The 17,069-nt window shown below is 49.2% G+C and carries 13 protein-coding genes; 6 read left to right on the plus strand and 7 right to left on the minus strand.

Annotation, left to right across the window (positions count from 1 at the left end):
* Positions 1-309 precede the first annotated feature (309 nt).
* Both G451_RS0100335 and G451_RS0100340 read left to right on the plus strand, forming a co-directional pair.
* On the plus strand, positions 310-1,254 hold the full coding sequence (locus tag G451_RS0100335) for a hydrogenase small subunit (RefSeq protein ID WP_027182710.1): 945 nt from the start codon (positions 310-312) through the stop codon (positions 1,252-1,254).
* Between the two features lie 45 nt (positions 1,255-1,299).
* Entirely contained in the window at positions 1,300-2,979 is a 1,680-nt protein-coding gene (locus tag G451_RS0100340; protein WP_027182711.1) for a nickel-dependent hydrogenase large subunit, read from the plus strand.
* A gap of 421 nt (positions 2,980-3,400) precedes the next feature.
* On the opposite strand, the gene G451_RS26615 is transcribed toward G451_RS0100340, so the two are convergent.
* From G451_RS26615 to G451_RS34505, 5 genes are all read right to left on the minus strand, one after another.
* Positions 3,401-4,477 (minus strand): AI-2E family transporter, encoded by a 1,077-nt coding sequence (locus G451_RS26615; protein WP_051260961.1) that lies wholly within the window; start codon positions 4,475-4,477, stop codon positions 3,401-3,403.
* Positions 4,478-4,596: 119 nt separating this feature from the next.
* Positions 4,597-5,376: a fumarylacetoacetate hydrolase family protein gene (locus G451_RS0100350; protein WP_027182712.1), complete on the minus strand. Its 780-nt coding sequence runs from the start codon at positions 5,374-5,376 to the stop codon at positions 4,597-4,599.
* Between the two features lie 329 nt (positions 5,377-5,705).
* Entirely contained in the window at positions 5,706-7,364 is a 1,659-nt protein-coding gene (locus G451_RS0100360) for a ribonuclease J (RefSeq protein ID WP_027182713.1), read from the minus strand.
* A complete protein-coding gene (locus G451_RS0100365; protein ID WP_169727798.1) occupies positions 7,340-8,017 on the minus strand; it encodes a lysophospholipid acyltransferase family protein in 678 nt (225 codons plus the stop codon). The genes G451_RS0100360 and G451_RS0100365 overlap by 25 nt, the downstream gene beginning before the upstream one ends.
* A gap of 70 nt (positions 8,018-8,087) precedes the next feature.
* Positions 8,088-8,306: a hypothetical protein gene (locus G451_RS34505; protein ID WP_169727799.1), complete on the minus strand. Its 219-nt coding sequence runs from the start codon at positions 8,304-8,306 to the stop codon at positions 8,088-8,090.
* Between the two features lie 186 nt (positions 8,307-8,492).
* Between G451_RS34505 and G451_RS0100375 the strand changes: the two genes are divergently transcribed.
* Positions 8,493-9,677, plus strand: a complete 1,185-nt coding sequence (locus G451_RS0100375) for an aminotransferase-like domain-containing protein (protein WP_027182716.1) — start codon at positions 8,493-8,495, stop codon at positions 9,675-9,677.
* 152 nt (positions 9,678-9,829) lie between these two features.
* Here the strand turns inward: G451_RS0100375 and G451_RS0100380 are convergent, their stop codons facing one another.
* Positions 9,830-10,753, minus strand: coding sequence for a hypothetical protein (locus G451_RS0100380; RefSeq protein WP_027182717.1), 924 nt, complete (start codon positions 10,751-10,753; stop codon positions 9,830-9,832).
* Between the two features lie 205 nt (positions 10,754-10,958).
* Between G451_RS0100380 and G451_RS0100385 the strand changes: the two genes are divergently transcribed.
* Entirely contained in the window at positions 10,959-11,942 is a 984-nt protein-coding gene (locus G451_RS0100385; protein ID WP_027182718.1) for an ABC transporter substrate-binding protein, read from the plus strand.
* 14 nt (positions 11,943-11,956) lie between these two features.
* Positions 11,957-15,076, plus strand: coding sequence for an ATP-binding protein (locus G451_RS32010; RefSeq protein ID WP_051260962.1), 3,120 nt, complete (start codon positions 11,957-11,959; stop codon positions 15,074-15,076).
* Between the two features lie 15 nt (positions 15,077-15,091).
* Here G451_RS32010 and G451_RS32015 read toward each other — a convergent pair whose 3' ends face one another.
* Positions 15,092-15,946 carry a substrate-binding domain-containing protein gene (locus G451_RS32015; RefSeq protein ID WP_027182719.1) on the minus strand — a complete coding sequence of 285 codons (855 nt, stop codon included), beginning with the start codon at positions 15,944-15,946 and terminating at the stop codon, positions 15,092-15,094.
* A 182-nt stretch (positions 15,947-16,128) separates the two neighbouring features.
* On the opposite strand from G451_RS32015, the gene G451_RS0100400 reads away from it, so the two are divergent.
* Complete coding sequence (locus G451_RS0100400; RefSeq protein WP_027182720.1) at positions 16,129-17,052, plus strand: metal ABC transporter substrate-binding protein; 924 nt, start codon at positions 16,129-16,131, stop codon at positions 17,050-17,052.
* The last annotated feature ends 17 nt before the right edge of the window (positions 17,053-17,069 follow it).

Genomic DNA, 17,069 nt, shown 5'->3' on the forward strand with positions numbered 1-17,069 from the left:
GAGGGAGATGATCACGTATTTTTTATTATTGACTATTATGAGAGGAGATACTCGCGGACGATTATTGTGTTATTTGTTTTGTCTATATGTAGACTGGGGCCTCATTGTGTTTATCGATTTGACTTCGCAGGAGCACAAGGGGCATACCCTAATGAAATTGTTTCTTTTTTGTTGCGCGAGCGACAATGGAGCCGGGGGGCAGAGAGTATATCTCATCCATTGTTCGTTTCGGGCAACAAATCTGGAAGAGGCGACGTGTAGCCCGAAGATGTATGCGGCGGGCTCGACCACTACGCATGGAGGTGCGTTATGCGATTCTCGATCGGTCTTGGTAAGGACGATGCGGAAAAACGGCTCGAACAACGAGGCGTATCGCGCCGTGATTTCATGAAATTCTGTACCACTGTGGCTGTCACTATGGGGATGGGCCCGGCATTTGCCGTGGACGTTGCCCATGCGTTGACGGCAAAACGGCGTCCGTCCGTTGTGTATTTGCATTGTGCTGAATGTACAGGCTGTTCCGAAGCCGTTTTGCGTACGGTAAAACCGTACATTGACGAACTTATCCTCGACACGATTTCTTTGGATTATCATGAAACGCTCATGGCCGCGGCTGGCGAAGCTGCGGAAGAAGCACTGCATGAAGCCGTGAATTCTAAAGAAGGTTTTTACTGTGTGGTGGAAGGCGCGGTGCCGACCATTGACCAGGGGAACTGGGGAATGGTGGCCGGCAAGCCCATGCTTGAGCTTGTCAAAGAAATCTGTCCCAAAGCCAAAGGCGTTATCAGCATCGGTCAGTGTTCGAGCTTCGGTGGTGTGCAGGCGGCTGCACCCAATCCGTCTAAGGCTGTTCCTGTATCCAAGGCAACTGGAATTCAAACCATCTGTATTGCCGGTTGTCCGCCCAATCCCATCAATTTCGTCGGTACCGTGGTGCATTTGCTGACGAAGGGAATGCCCGAACTTGATGATAACGGTCGCCCCACGATGTTTTACGGTGAAACCGTTCATGACAATTGCCCCCGTCTCAAGCATTTCGATAACGGGGAATTCGCGCCTTCGTTTGGCTCGGAAGAAGCCAAGAAAGGCTGGTGTCTCTATGAACTCGGATGCAAGGGCCCATTGACTTTCAACAACTGCCCCAAGGTCAAATTTAATCAGACCAACTGGCCTGTTGAAGCGGGACACCCCTGCATCGGCTGCAGCGAACCCCAGTTTTGGGATTCCATGAGCCCGTTCTACGAGCAGTTCTAAGGACCACCATCAACGCGAAAGACGCCCAATCGGAGGTTTTGAGATATGGCCAAAGATCCAGCCATGACGCCTAAATCGAATTTTAGCGGTCCCATTGTCGTCGACCCGATCACGCGCATTGAAGGCCACCTGCGCATTGAAGTCGAGGTCGCAGACGGCAAAATTAAAGATGCCCGCAGCTCTTCCCAACTGTTTCGCGGTCTGGAAATTATCCTGAAAGGCCGTGATCCCCGTGATGCCCAGCATTTTACCCAACGTTCCTGCGGTGTGTGTACATACGTCCACGCACTGGCTTCAACGCGCTGTGTCGATAATGCTGTTGGCGTTGATATTCCGGCAAACGCCGAACTCGTGCGGAATCTTGTGCTCGGTTCGCAATATCTGCATGACCACATTGTCCATTTCTATCACCTTCATGCCCTGGACTGGGTCGATGTGACGGCTGGCCTCAAGGCCGACCCGAGCAAAGCAGCCAAAATCGCTTCCACGATTTCTCCGCGGAAGACCACGGCCGCCGATCTCAAGGCGGTTCAGGACAAGTTGAATAAGTTCGTCGAATCGGGACAGCTTGGTATTTTTACCAACGCTTTCTTCCTGGGCGGACATGATGCCTATTACTTGCCCCCCGAAGTCAGCTTGATTGCGACGGCTCACTACCTTGAAGCGTTGCACCTCCAAGTCAAGGCAGCTCGAGCCATGGCCGTTTTCGGTGCGAAGAATCCGCATACTCAGTTTACGGTTGTCGGTGGCGCCACCTGTTACGACAGCCTGAAACCCGATCGCTTGGCCGAATTCGTATCGTTGTGGAAAGAAACCAAGCAGTTTGTCGATGAAGTCTACATTCCCGATCTGCTTGCCGTGGCCGAATACTACAAAGATTGGGGAAGCATCGGTGGTACGACGAACTTCCTCAGCTTTGGTGAGTTTGCCAGCAATGCGAAAGATCGTCCCAACGGATTGTACCCGGCTGGGGTCGTCATGAATCGTGACCTCTCCAAGGTGGATGCATTCGACCAGAAAGAAATTAAAGAACACGTCAAGCATAGCTGGTACAAAGGCGATGCCGCCCTGTACCCCATGGATGGTGTCACTGATCCTGAGTACACCAGCCTGGGTGACAAGGAACGCTACTCCTGGATGAAGGCTCCTCGATACAAAGGCGAGCCCATGGAAGTCGGTCCTTTGGCTCGGACGCTCATCGCGTACGCCAAAGCTCAGCCTGAGACCAAGGCAACGGTGGACATGATATTGGAAAAACTGTCCATCAAGCCTGAACACCTGTTCTCCACCCTGGGCCGCACCGCTGCCCGCGGTATTGAAACGGCCGTCATCGCCGGTAAAATGGGAGACTGGGTCAAAACGCTGAGTGATAACGTCAAATCGGGCAATAACGATCTGTACACGGATTGGGAAATGCCGGATGAAGCCGAAGGCGTCGGTTTTGAAGAAGCGCCGCGTGGTGCCTTGTCGCACTGGATTAAGATTAAAGACAAAAAGATCGAAAACTTCCAGCTCGTGGTTCCGTCCACCTGGAACCTCGGTCCTCGGTGTGCCGAAGGCAAGCTCGGACCGGTCGAAGAAGCTCTGATCGGCACCCCGATCGCCGATCCCAAGCGCCCCGTAGAAATTCTGCGCACGGTTCACGCCTTCGACCCCTGCATCGCCTGCGGTGTCCACGTCATTCAACCTGAATCGAACGAAGTGTTGAAATTCAGAGTATTATAGTTTTGCAGGATTGTTGAAGTCTCAATAACAAAAGGCGGCCTCTTGGGGTCGCCTTTTGTTATTGAGCTGAGTAATTTAGAAAGAAGTAGTGTTTCTCTTCATCTCTTTTGGCCTTCCATCTCACATGCTGAATCTCGTCGTATTTTGAAAAGAATAAACTAGATATTTAGTCCCACGATGTACTCGTTCGGATTTGTCTTGAAGCGATCCGGTTCTTTTGTCCAGACCTGACAGATATATTCGTATGGAGTAAATCCCTTGAGGGCAACATGTCGAGCAAACAAAAAAAACTTAGCGTTGAGTACGTAAGTAGAGGAGAACCTGGGAGAAAAAAGCTAATGCAGCTTATCTTATTGATTTGGAGCGTCCAAGAATATCCTTGATAGGTTCAAGATTCTTGAGGCGCTCCTTTATTATGCTTTCAGGTGATCGTTTTTTTCTCTTCTCTTGGATACGCCGAAGCTTGCCGCTGAATCAAATGCTTAAAGACAAACACGGTGATGGGGACACCTAGAATCATGCCCCACAATCCAAAAAACGTGTGGGCGATATAGAGAATGAATAAGGTCAGTACAGGGCTGATTTTAAAGACGGCTGAAAAAATGCGGGGGTTGAGCACATAGGTCTCAAAGAGATGGACAAAAATGACCATGACCAATGACAGCAGCGCGAGATTGAGGCCCCCGATATTGAAGGCGATGAGCATGATGGGAATGGTGGAAATAAACATACCAAGCACAGGAATGAGGCCCGCTATAAAGACGATAGTACTCAGCAATGATATCGGGTGAATACCGAGGCCCCACATGCCGAGGGCGGTCAGCATTGTGTTTGCGCAGGAAATCATGGTTTGTGCTTTGAATGCTTCGCCAACAAACAACGCGCACTGAATGATACTTCCAGCGGTGTGTCGATAAAAATGGCGCAGCCTCGTCTGGCGGAGATTCATAGCTTGAGCGCGTAATCTCGGATAATCGAGCAATATAAGGAAAGAGAACAACGTTCCCATGAGAAAGTACGAAATATGGACCGTGATCTGATTGATGGAGACGACGGCAAAGCGTACGAGTTGCTCACTATCGACGCCCGGAATGGTCTCCAAAGAGATGATTTTTTGTAACGCTACGATGAGTGGGGCGAGCATTGGTTGATGGTTCGCCTGGGCTTCCAGGAAATGATCTATATTTTCAATAGCCTTGGGGAGCTGCGAGAAGAACATTTTGCCTTCGGACACAAGCACTGGTGCGACCATGGAGATAAGCAACAGTACAAGGGTTATGAAAACAAGATAGATGAGAATCGTCCAAGCGCGGCGTGGGATTGTGGAACGTGCACAAAGCCACTCAATGAGGCCATTGAAAACATATCCCAAGATAAATGTGATGAAAACGAGCCCGAAAAGGCCCTTGGAGATAATAAGCCATAACAGTCCGAAAAAAATCGCCCAGATGAACAATGTGCGGTTTGTATCGAAAAATTGTTTGATGTCGCATACCATGGTAATAGGCTAGCGTAAAAGTGTTAGCCAGACAATCAACCATCTCTCACCGGAAATCACCAGAAGGCAGGAAACCCTGTGTTTCCGCCTTCTGATACCGGAAATTTTTTATAATCTGTTTACTGTACGGGAGTGGTGGATGCGAGGGCGTCTTCTTCGAGAACAACCGAATTGCTCAACAGGCCGACACCTTCAATTTCCACGTGGACTTCATCTCCAGGGGTCAGTGGACCTATTCCACTAGGCGTTCCGGTCAAAATCGCATCGCCCGGATTGAGCGTCATGACAGTGGAAATGAAGCTGACCAGCGTAAAGGGGTCGAAAATCATATCCGACGTATTTCCTTCCTGCTTAACCTCGCCATTCACCGACGTCGTCAACCGAAGATTGTTGACATCGTCCACTTCCGTCTCAATCCATGGTCCAATGGGACAAAAGGTATCAAATCCTTTGGCACGACCAAACAAGCCGTCTTTTTTCTGGAAGTCACGCGCCGTGACATCGTTGGCGCAGGCGTAGCCGAAGATATAGGAAGGAACATCTTGCGGGGCAACATAGCGACATGTTTTTCCGATAATGACGGCAAGTTCGCCTTCATAATCCACACGAGCGCTGTTTTGGGGAAGAATGATGGAGTGGCCGGTGCCGATGACAGCCGTCGGCGGCTTGAAGAAGATAACCGGTTCATCCGGGATGGCCCATCCGATCTCCTCGGCATGCGGTCGATAATTGACGGCAGCGCAGACAACTTTTGTCGGGGTGACTGTCGGGAGTGGAATGATGTCCGTCAGGGCAATGGGCTGATCGAGGCCAAGTGTTTTATCCAGGCACATGACTTGATCTTTGATAAGTGCTGCATAAAAATTTTTACCTTGGTATTGCACGCGAAGTACTCGCATAAATAATCCTTGTCGTTATCTGTTGCCGTTGGCCGTCCTTTCCTTGCCTTTTCCTTCCCCTCAAACGTTTTGAAGGAGGGAAAGAGGCACTGCATAAGGTATGAGAGACGTATGCTCCGCTCTCCAAGATACAGGAAAGTGTTCTGCACTCTCGCCAATCTATTTCGTGAATACCGTATGTCTTCGGTCAGGTCGAGCCTACCTCGTTATTTCGTCAAAAAGATTTGAGGAAGAGAGAAAAGATGAAAAGGGACGGCGGAGGGGAGAAGAGAGGAATCCATTTCCAAAGAAACGTTCTCTTCTTCCCCCCGCTGACAGCCGCGGTAATCCTATAACACAACAACCATAGGAACGACGACGGGATCGCGAGCAAGGATTTTCCGAAAGAATCGTCGTAGAGATGACCGAATACGCTCTTTGAGTTTCTCCGAGTCTCCTGGGGGGATGTTTTCAAATATATCGAGTACGATACATTTGGCATCTTCCAGAACATGACTGTACTGCTGTTCAAAAACAAACCCTTTGGACAGGATCTTGGGACCAAGGGTGATTTCCCCGGTTTTTTCATCGATAACAAGCAGAACAATGACCAGCCCTTCGCCAGCCAGAAGTTGACGTTCTTTGAGGACCGTCTGCCCTACATCACCGACGCCCTTGCCATCGACATAGATATTTTCCACGGGAATCTTGTCTTCGAGGCGAATCCCTTTGGGGTAGAACGTCACAGGATCACCGTCTTCCAGAAGCAGGGCGCGTTCCGGAGCAACACCACATTCTTGGGCTAATCGACAGTGTTTGACAAGGTGACGGTATTCACCATGTACCGGGATGAAAAATTTGGGCTTCACCGAGTTCAACATGATACGCAGCTCTTCGCGATGTGCATGACCCGATGCATGAATAGCTTGTACTTTTTCGTAAAGCACTTCGGCGCCAAGTTTATAGAGGCGATTGATGAGCTTGGTAATGGCCCGCACATTGCCTGGAATGAAGCGGGAGGACATAATGACAGTATCGCCTTTATGTACCTTGAGCTGACGATGTTCTCCCATGGCCAACCGGTTCAGTGCAGACAATGGTTCACCTTGTGAGCCGGTCAGGAGGATGACACACTTGTCGTCGGAAAGTTCGGAAATCTCTTCCAGAGAACATTCCGTTCCGGCTGGAATGACCAGGTCTCCAAGTTCTTTCGCGATCTCAATGTTGGAATACAAACTTTTGCCTGAAACTGCGACACGTCTGCCATGGGCATGTGCCAGATCGAATACTTCCTGCATCCGTTGAATATGGCTGGAAAACAGCGTGACCAGGATGCGGCCGGTGGATTTTTTGAAAATATTCGAGAGAGCATGCTTGATTTCGCGTTCTGTCAGTGCAAACCCTTCACGTTCGACATTCGTCGAATCGGAAAGCAGGAGCAGGGCGCCATCTTCGGAAAAAGTCTTGAACGCATCAATGTCTGTACGGTGGTTGTCCAAGGGATTTTGATCGATCTTGAAATCCCCGGTGTGCACGATACGGCCGGCAGGGGTTTCAATACCCAAACCAAACCCGTGAATAATTGAGTGACAAACTTCAAAGAAATTTATTGCAAAATTACCAAGTGTGATGCGGTCATTTTTTTCAACCGGGCGTAAATCGACGTAATCCATCAAGTTATGCTCGGTGAGTTTCTTGGCAATGAGTGCAAGCGTGAACTTGGAAGAGTAAATGGGAGCGTCCACGTATGGGAGAAGCCAGGGAAGAGCACCAATATGGTCCTCGTGCCCATGCGTAATAACAATTCCTTTCAGTTTGTCTTTCATCCCAAGGATGAAGTCGAATCGAGGAATAACAATATCTATTCCGAAAAGATAATCTTCGGGAAACATAAGGCCACAGTCAACAAGGATCATGGAATCCCCGCTTACCAGGGCCATGCAGTTCAGCCCGATCTCGCCGAGTCCGCCCAGCGGATACAGGGTTACTGCGTCGTCTTTTCCTTCCATGTATGGAGCTCCTGGTAGGCGTCGTTCATTGTCGTGTAGAGATCGCGTTCAAACGTGGCCCGATCGGTTTTACTACGAATTTTCGTGGGATCAAGCGGCGGGAGAGCCCGCACCCGGATGACGCCGGGGTTAAGGCGCAGGGTCCCTTTGGGCATAATGGCTGCTGTTCCCGCTATAACAAGTGGGGCAACGGGCAGGCCGGCCCGGTACGCGATGAGCATACCTCCAGCTTTGAACGGCAACAGCTGATTCGGGTCTGGGCTTCGCGTCCCTTCGGGAAAAACGAGAATACTTTTGTCGTCTTTGGCGATCTTGACGGCGTCACGCAAGGCTTGCATGGCCTTGGCTCCATCTTCACGAAACACTTCAATATGGCCGTTGTGGCGCATGGCGTGACCAAACAAGGGAATGCGAAACAGGCTGTCTTTCGCGAGAAACCTGAAATCGTAGTCTCCAAGAATGGAAAAAAACGCCGGAATGTCGAGATTACTTTGATGATTTGCCAAAAAAACATAATTTACATTGGGATCCAAGGCACTTAAATCGCATTCTATGCGACATCCGGCAGCGGCAATAAGCATCTTGCCCCACGCGGTCTCCACTTTCCGGAGGAAACTCTGTTTCCCGGAAGGTCGGAGCATAAGGCACGTCACGGCGACTCCCAATGTAATAAAGGGAGCGCAAAGGAGAAAAAATATTAATCGCAACATGGCAGCCGGGCGCTTAGTTGGCTTTTTCGTCGTAAAATTCGTCGTCGTAAAATTCGTCCATTGGATCAAACGAGGCGAGCAGATCATTGACATTCAAAAGTGCCTCAGACAAATGCCGTAAATCTTCCGATGTAACATCTTCAGGAGACTCGAGTTTCTCGTGAATTTTCACTGCCAGAAGCAGAGCATTTTTAATAAGAAACTCGCGGGCATTAATTTCTTGTTCTTCCATGATGTTCATAACGTCCTTTTCTTGGTTGCACGTTGCCAGGCACTTGACTGTAGACGAACAGTCATAAAAATTCCAGCCGAAGACATCAGAAAAAATAGGGACGGACACAAAAGGATTTGCTTTTCGCTGTGTTTTCGGCGAAAAGTAGTTGCCAAAGGCAACTGTTATTATACAAAGGAGCAACGCATGTCTCTGGCTCATCGTATGTGTTCGGTCCACAGATCCTTTATTCGCGAGATACTCAAAGTTACGGCCGATCCGGAAATTATTTCATTTGCCGGAGGACTGCCCAGTCCAAATTCTTTCCCGACAGCGGCATTTTCTCTTGCCGCGCAAGCATGTCTCAACGAGGAAGGCCCCAAAGCTCTCCAGTATTCCACGACGGAGGGGTGTCCTGAATTACGCGGCTTTATTGCTGAGCGATTGCACAAGACCCGAGGCCTTCCCATCCCAGCCAATGAGATCCTCATTACCACGGGATCGCAACAAGCCCTTGATTTGCTTGGCAAGACGCTTATCGATGCCGGTGATATCGTTTTGCTGGAGCGCCCAGGATACCTGGGAGCAATACAGAGCTTTTCATTGTTTGAGGCGCGATTTGTGACCATTCCATTGGACGATGACGGTCCGAATCTTGCGGCATTGGAAGAGGTTCTTGAAACCAACCGTGTAAAGATGTTCTATACTGTGCCCAATTTTCAGAATCCGTCAGGTATAACGCATAGTTTGGAAAAACGGCGCAGGACGGGAGAATTACTGAGCCGTTATGATCTCGTACTTGTCGAAGATGATCCGTACGGTGACTTGCGGTATAAAGGAGAGCCGATGCCGCCGTTGCGATCATTTTTTACTGGTTGTGCGGTGACGTTGGGATCGTTTTCCAAAATCACGGCCCCGGGGTTGCGCTTGGGATATCTTTCTACGACAGGCGACCTTTTGAATGCGTGTATTACGGCAAAACAAGCCTCGGACCTGCACACTCCGACACTGACGCAACGTATTCTCATGCGATACTTGCGGGATAATGATCTGGATGCACATATCGCAACGATTCGAGAATTGTATGGTCCCCGACGCGACCTGATGGTTTCGTGCATCAAAAAGTATTTTCCTGAGGACGTGTCTGTTACCGAGCCCGATGGAGGGATGTTCCTTTGGGCTCGATTGCCAGAACAGCTTTCCAGCCTGACATTGTTCGAGAAGGCCATTGAGCACAAAGTCGCTTTTGTTCCGGGAACCCCCTTCTATGTTGATGGAGGCGGGAAGAACACCTTGCGACTCAATTTCTCCAATGCCGATCCCGAACATATTGAAACCGGTATCAAGCGTCTCGCTACGTGCATTCGTGAAGCGCTTTCATACACGTCGTAACATCTCAAAGAGGAGCAGTGACGGAATCCTTTTGTGGGACGGGCAACGGACTCCAATGATTCCTTCCCTCTCCTCTTGAACTTCCCTCTCTCCCGCATATTGTCGTACGCTTTTGCCACATCGTATTGGGACGCTTCCGATACTTTGGGGAATCAATCCGTATTGTGCCACATTTCGAGCAGGCTTTGAACGCCTTCCTGTCCATTGAAGGTTCCGAGATCGGTTTCTTGTGGAAGGGCGCATTCCAGCGGATAATAGCGCTGAAATACAAATCGTCCGATAGCTTCAATAATACGATTTTCGTGTGCAAGACGTGGTGTATCAACATGTGAAGCACGCACGCCTTGCATAAGCAGGGTTTCGAAGTTGGATTTTCCCAATTGGTCGAGAAAGCGGGCGTGACCGGTAATATGGTGAAGGTTATCAGTGCGTCTTTCGCAGAGTGCATCGGCAAGCGGTCGCGCTACGTCGTAATGTTCAAGAAAGCTGGTCAGAAAATCGAACGCATCCGAAAATTGATTGTCGAAATGTGGGGCGGCTTCGGCCAATTGTGTCAGCGCACCGAGAGTAGCGTGGTTTGGATGAAAGCGCGTTTGCCGATAGCGAACACGAAGCTTACGGACGGTGTCGTCTGAAAGATGACGACTCAAAAGATGAGACAGTGATGCGGGCATGGTGCGAAGTGGATGCAACCGTCTAATGAAACTGGAGATATGATCGAAATCAAGCGGAAATGTGACGTCTCCACCGGTTGGCCATATGATATTAAGCACAGGGTGCCGTGCATGGACGTCGTGTGACAACATCGCAAGGGCGCCCGGCTCTGTATGAGAAGAGGACCAGTCGGTCAACGTATCTTCTAGTGTCTGACGAAGGTCATGGCTGGGAAACGTGAGAATATCGATAAAGATATCGACTTCTGACAGATCTCCACGTTGGGCGTGGTCGAAGAACGTTTCAGACGACATGTTTTCAAGCATCGTCTCAATATAGTGGCGTTCAGATGTAATAAGAGAACGGCGAGATGATATAGCATCCGCAATAGTCTTGTCAGGAGGAGGAGAAAGAGGAAACATACATCTTTCATAACATGCTCAAAGTGCGTTGGAAACTGATTTTAGGAGTGATATGTCATGTTTTTTCATGGTTATCTTTCCTTTGAGTTGTTATTCCCTGTGAAGGAGTGTAGTATTGTAGAATAGTTGAGATACTCATTTTTATGACTTCTCAATCCGAGGCATTGCTCTTGATGGCGTGATATTTCGAACAACTGGAAATGCCATGAAAGCATGGAATGTTATTCTTCTCTTGGCAATCATCGGCCTTGCTGTGATGTTGTATAAAAGCATGGACCCGTCTCCTCGCCATTTTCGCATTGGAATTATCCAATTTACAAGCAACAATCTTGAGACGTTGGACGGTTTCAAAGCCGGGATGGAACAATACGGGTATATTGAAGGGAAGAACATCACATATCTTTTTGATGGACCGGTTCAGTATCGAAAAGATATCATACCAAAGTTGCAGATTATTCTAGCGCAAAAGCCAGATATACTTTTTGCTTCCACCACCCCGGCGGCCAAGATGGCGAAAGAACTGACTGCGAACTCGGGAATTGCCGTTGTTTTTGCGCCGGTGAATGATCCTGTATCATCGGGAATTATACAAAATCTTCAGCGCCCTGAAGGGAATGTTACCGGTATTCGCCTCGCCCCAAGCGAAGGCCGACGTCTTATGGCCCTTTGTGAATTGGTCCCGAGCATCAAAAAGGTGTTTGTCCCGTATAACCCTAAAGATGCCAGCGCGGCAGCATCGTTGCGACAACTTCGGGAAGCGGCTCCGAAGCTTGGGGTCACCATTGTAGCCAAGCCATTCACGACCAAAATTCATCTTGCTACCGATACTGAATACATTCCTCAAGGAATCGACGCTATTTTTATGCCCCGTGAGGGGTTGGTCATGTCGCACTGGGTTGAACTGAATGAACGTGCAAAGAGTTTGCGCATTCCGTTGAGCACACCGCGATTCGATCAAGTTGAACATGGCGTGTTGACGGGGTACGGTTTTGTTGGTGCTGATATCGGGAAGCAGGCTGCCAGACTTGCTCATCTGATTCTGGCGGGAACTCCCGTTGCCAAACTTCCCGTCGAGACGGCACAGGACAGTCTTTTCATTAATCTTGAGACGGCTGCGGCCATCAATCTTGTCGTGCCGGTGTCGTTTCTTCGTCGTGCACGTGAAATTATACGCTCTACGACCCCTTAACTCCTGAGGCTTCCATGCCCCGATTGCGTAATCTTTTGACTTGGTGGTTCTTTGGTTTGGCTGGAGGTCCGCTGTTAGCGCTTGGCCCCGTTTTGGGTTGGTTCGCATACAATGAGACGCTTTCTTCGACGCAAAGTTATGTTGAAAGTCGTGCGTCGTATGCAGCCTACCAGATTGAAGAATTCCTTATGGGAACCAACCATGAAATAGGGGCTATTACACGGTATCAGGATTTTTTTTCTTTATCCTCCTCGCAACAACGTGATGTATTGCTCGAGTTTTTGACCACACACCCCATGGTATTGGAGGTCATTCTCGTCGACAAGCATGGAAAAGAGCTTTTCCATTTGTCGAATACTGCGGTGTATTCCAAACCCAGGACAACATGGCTCGACAGGCTTGAGTTCTTGTTTCCTGTAACGGAGAAACATTCTTTTTTTGGGGATATTTCTGTTGATAAAAATACGGGAGAGCCGCTGATGAAAGTTAGCGCCCCGTTGTTCGACGTGCGATCGGGGGCGGTACGCATGGTGGCGGTGTTGACATTACGCTTGAAAGCTATCTGGAATCTCATTGCCGAGCTGAGCAAGTCACCCAATGAGCGTGTTTTCGTCATGAGTAACGAAAACTATATTTTGGCACATCCTGACCCATCCCTTGCTCTTTCACAGCGACATGTTGAGTTCGATTCCAGAGGGAAAGTACAAACTGGGTCCACCGCCTCTCGCGTCATTGCTGGAGTGCAACCGATTCAATTGAGTGAAAATCAATACTTACTGGCTGTTGCAGAACGGGATGTCTTGGCTGCAATGACGACGTTTTTTCATAGTATTCTTGCCTATGTCGTGATTGTTTTTGGAACATTTTGCGTTGCTGTTTTCGGTGTTTATGTGGCCCGACGAAAGTTTGTGGAGCCTATTGAGCGTCTGACGGAAACGGCCCTGGCAATCCAAAATGGTCATCTTGACGCGCAGGCAGAAGAACAAGTGTGTTTTGAAACTGATGCGTTGGCGTGCACATTCAACGCTATGACCAGTCAACTCCTTTCCTCGATGCGCAATCTGAAAGATGAAGTCAACGTGCGGCTGGCGATGGAGGCAGCTCTCCGGAAGAGTCAGGAACGTTTTGATATGGCACTGGGTGCGGTAAGTGATGGATTGTGGGATTGGAACATGGAAACCGGGGACGTGTATTACAGTGAGCGATATGCCACGATGCTTGGATATCAACTTGACGATATTGTTCCTAACGTGAGTTTTTGGAAAAGTTCGCTCCACCCCGAAGATGTCGAAGAAGCCATTGCTTGTCTGGAAGCACATATTCGCGATTATAAAGAATATGAAGTTGAGTTTCGAATGCGTACCAAGGCAGGGAATTGGAAATGGCTTCTAGCTCGGGGAAGGGTTGTCGCATGTTTGCTTTCGGGAGAGCCTGCCCGAATGGTTGGAACACATGTTGATATTGACGAGAGAAAACGCAACCAGGAAAGTATTCGCATTCTTTTCGAAAGAACCTCGGAGACTGTTGGCCCGGATTTCTTCGAGAGTGTCGCCACTTTAATTTGCCAATGGCTTGATTTTAACTGTGTTCTTGTTGCGGCAGTGGACGAGGTCGGCAAAAGGCTGCAAGCGATGGTTTTGTCGCTTGATGGCAAGACGACGCACGACTTTGCTCTTCCCTTTCAAGGGACACCGTATGCCGACATCATAAGTCAAGGTGTTTTCACTGTTGAAGAGGAATTACGTCATGTTTATCCCGTTGATGTGCTCTTGGCAGAAGCACGAGCAGAATCGGGGCTCGGTCTGGCCTTATCTGATAGTAGCGGTGATACAATAGGGATTTTATGGGCTGTTTCAGACAAACCTGACGCAGTTCCCGAATGGAAACTTCAAACGATGCGTATCGTGGCCGGCCGTGCCGAAGCAGAAATGGAACGCTTGCGTTATGAACGTATTCTGCGTGAGGCAAAAGAGCACGCCGAGGCGGCAAGTGAAGCGAAATCGGCATTTTTGGCCAATATGAGCCACGAATTACGGACACCTCTCAGTGGGGCTCTCGGTATGCTTCAATTGCTACGCATATCGGAGCTCAATGAGACGCAGCAGGGTTTTGTGAATACTGCGATTACGTCGTGTCGTGCATTGACCAACCTGTTGGAAGACCTGCTTGATCTTTCTAAGATTGAGGCGGGGAAAATGGAATTGAGCCATGAACCGTTTATGGTGGAGGCTGTTTTCAATCTTGTTCACAATACTTTTTCCGGTACAGCCAGCCGTAAACATATTGATTTTTCTTGTTCGTTATCTCCCGACATTCCTGAAATTCTTGTGGGTGATGCCGGCCGATTACGTCAAATTTTGTTTAACCTTGTGGGCAACGCAATTAAGTTTACAGAAGTGGGTGAGGTTACTGTCGAGGTGTCGACTCTTAAGGCTCCCGCAGGCCAAATTCGTTTGCTGTTTTGTATTCATGACTCTGGCATAGGGATTTCCGATGAAAAATTACCGGCGGTATTCATGCCGTTTTTTCAGGCAGATAACTCCTTCACGCGACGGTATCAGGGGGCTGGCCTCGGCTTGGCCGTTGTGACCCGCCTTGTCAAGTTGATGGGAGGAAACCTTGCCCTGGAGAGTGAAGAAGGGGTCGGAACGACGGTTTATCTTTCTTTGATTTTTGGCAAATGGGAGACGGAAGAGCGCAAAGCTCTTACCCCCCATCCAGAGGGAACAGAAGCGTCAGATTCGACTGAGGGGCATATTCTTCTTGTCGAAGACGAACCCGTGAACCGTGTCGCCTTGAACAGTTTGCTCAAAGCTCTGGGACACACGGTCTATGTTGCCGCAGAGGGGAATCAGGCACTTGAGATCATGCACTCTCAGCCGGTGGAACTGATTCTTATGGATATTCAAATGCCCGTTCTGGATGGTGTAGAAGCAACGAAAAAGATTCGTTCCTCCGCCCATTTAGGGAAAAAAGCACATATTCCCATTATCGCGATGACCGCCTACGCCATGCCCGAAGATCTCGAAGTTTTTCTGGAAGCCGGGATGGATGATCGTTTGACGAAACCGATTGACTTTGATGCGCTGAAAGTGATGGTGGAAACATATCTCCAGAAGTCGAGAAAGTTATAAAAGGCTGTATCACATTTATTCCTTGTGAGTCTTCTCCGTGGGAGCTTGGGAAGGTTGTCGGAATATGTTGAAGGCGAATCCGCTTGCTCTCGTCGGAATAGGAGAACCTTCGGGAAGCGGAATCAGGCCGTATTCACCCAGAACGCTCGCTCCCTGCGAGGCTTTGAGGAATTCGATGAAATTTACGGCATCCTGAGGTGCTTTAGCCATACGTGCAGCCAGAAGAACCCGTAATCCTGGATAGTCTCCCGTAAGAATCGTTTGCATTGATGGAGAGACGCCATCAATTTTTAAAGGTTTAACCGTCCCATCAAGGTAGCCGAGACTCAGAGCGGCTAAAGCAGGGTGATTTTTGAAAACCATATGTCGAGTATAGCCATGGTTATTCGAAAGTAAAATGAATGCAGATGGATACGGTGCTTCAGGCGCGTCAATCCGGTAGCGATGGATGAGCATGTCGTGGCCGCCGACACCCTTCCAGTTGAGAATATCGCCGGCATAAATGGAAATCAGATCCTGCTTGCTCAGTTCATCAATGGGGTTCGCTGGGTGCACGACGAAGGCGAAACCTTCCATAGCAATCGGTGTTGTTTCCAACCCCATATCTTTGAATGGAGGAACAAGAATACGGCGATCCAAAATCGCAACATCCAGTTTCCCAGAAGATGCCTGTTGAACCAACTGATCGAATGGCAGGGGGATGACATTTGCTGTCACATCCGTATGCTGTTCGGCAAATGCCTGCCCAGCAGCATTTATCGCCAACTGATCTAAACGAAGACAGCCGATGCGAAGAGTTTCCGCCCGTGCCGGAATGGCTGCGAATATCAGGCCGCACACCATCAACATTATAAATACATATCTGCGCATTTTGGCCTCCCTGAGCGTCACAGACTGTGCAGGACGCCTTCCTTACGACAGGCCGTGGCTCTTTGCAAACATACGTCGGGCTGCTTCTTTGCTTTTCCTTGACATGCTATGTGTTCACGGGGAAGACGTATATGCTAACAGATTGTTTTGATACTCCCGATCTCAAGGAGAACCGTGTGATAATGATTCGGATTGTCGTCCTGATTGTTGGCGTTGCGCTGTGTCAGAGCGTTTCCGTTTACGCAGCCGACGATTGTTTGGTCGTGACCTCCACGACGCAGACCGCCGATTTTGCCCGTCAAGTTGCGGGTGATGATTGTCGTGTCAAAAGTATCCTTGCTCCTGGCGCTGATCCACATACTTACATGCCCACTCCGGCCGATGCCGCACTGGTTCGTGAAGCCGATCTTTGCCTTCAAAACGGACTGAATTTAGAGGGGAACAATTGGATGGGCAAACTTGCCCATGATGCTGGAAAGCCTGTCGTCATCCTGACAACCGGTATCGCTCCCCTGGAAACGCAATATGAAGGCCACGCCATTCTTGACCCACACGCGTGGTTTTCTCCACAAAATGCAGCCGTGTATGTAAAAAATGCACGCGATGCGCTCGTTGAACTCGATCCCGAAAAAGCTTCGAATTTCAAAGCTCGCGCAAATCTCTATTTGCGTGAATTGCGTGTTCTTGATGGATGGATGAAAGCCGAGTTCAACTCGATTCCTCCTCGCCGGCGTATTCTTGTTACCAGCCATGATGCATTCAATTATTTTTGTCGCGCGTTTTTCTTTAATCCTCAAAATAATTATCTCAGTCTTGCCCCGGTCGGGTGGTCAACGGGGTCGGAAGTGGGAGCTGGTATGACTCCGGCTCGACGTGCACAAGTGGTTTCGTCCATACAAGCATCGGGAGCGCCGGCCATATTTGTGGAAACATCGGTGAATCCTAAATTGATTCGTGAAATTGCTAGAGAAGCGGGTGTCGCTATTGGCGGAAAGCTGTATTCCGACTCAATGGGGAATGTCGACTCGGCTGGTGAAACCTACATTGGCATGATGCGGGAAAACACGTTGACGATCGTCAATGCTCTTCGCAAGGACGACCGGTAGAGTTGAAATACTGCCTC

This window comes from Desulfovibrio inopinatus DSM 10711 (assembly GCF_000429305.1).
Lineage (GTDB): Bacteria > Desulfobacterota > Desulfovibrionia > Desulfovibrionales > Desulfovibrionaceae > Alteridesulfovibrio > Alteridesulfovibrio inopinatus.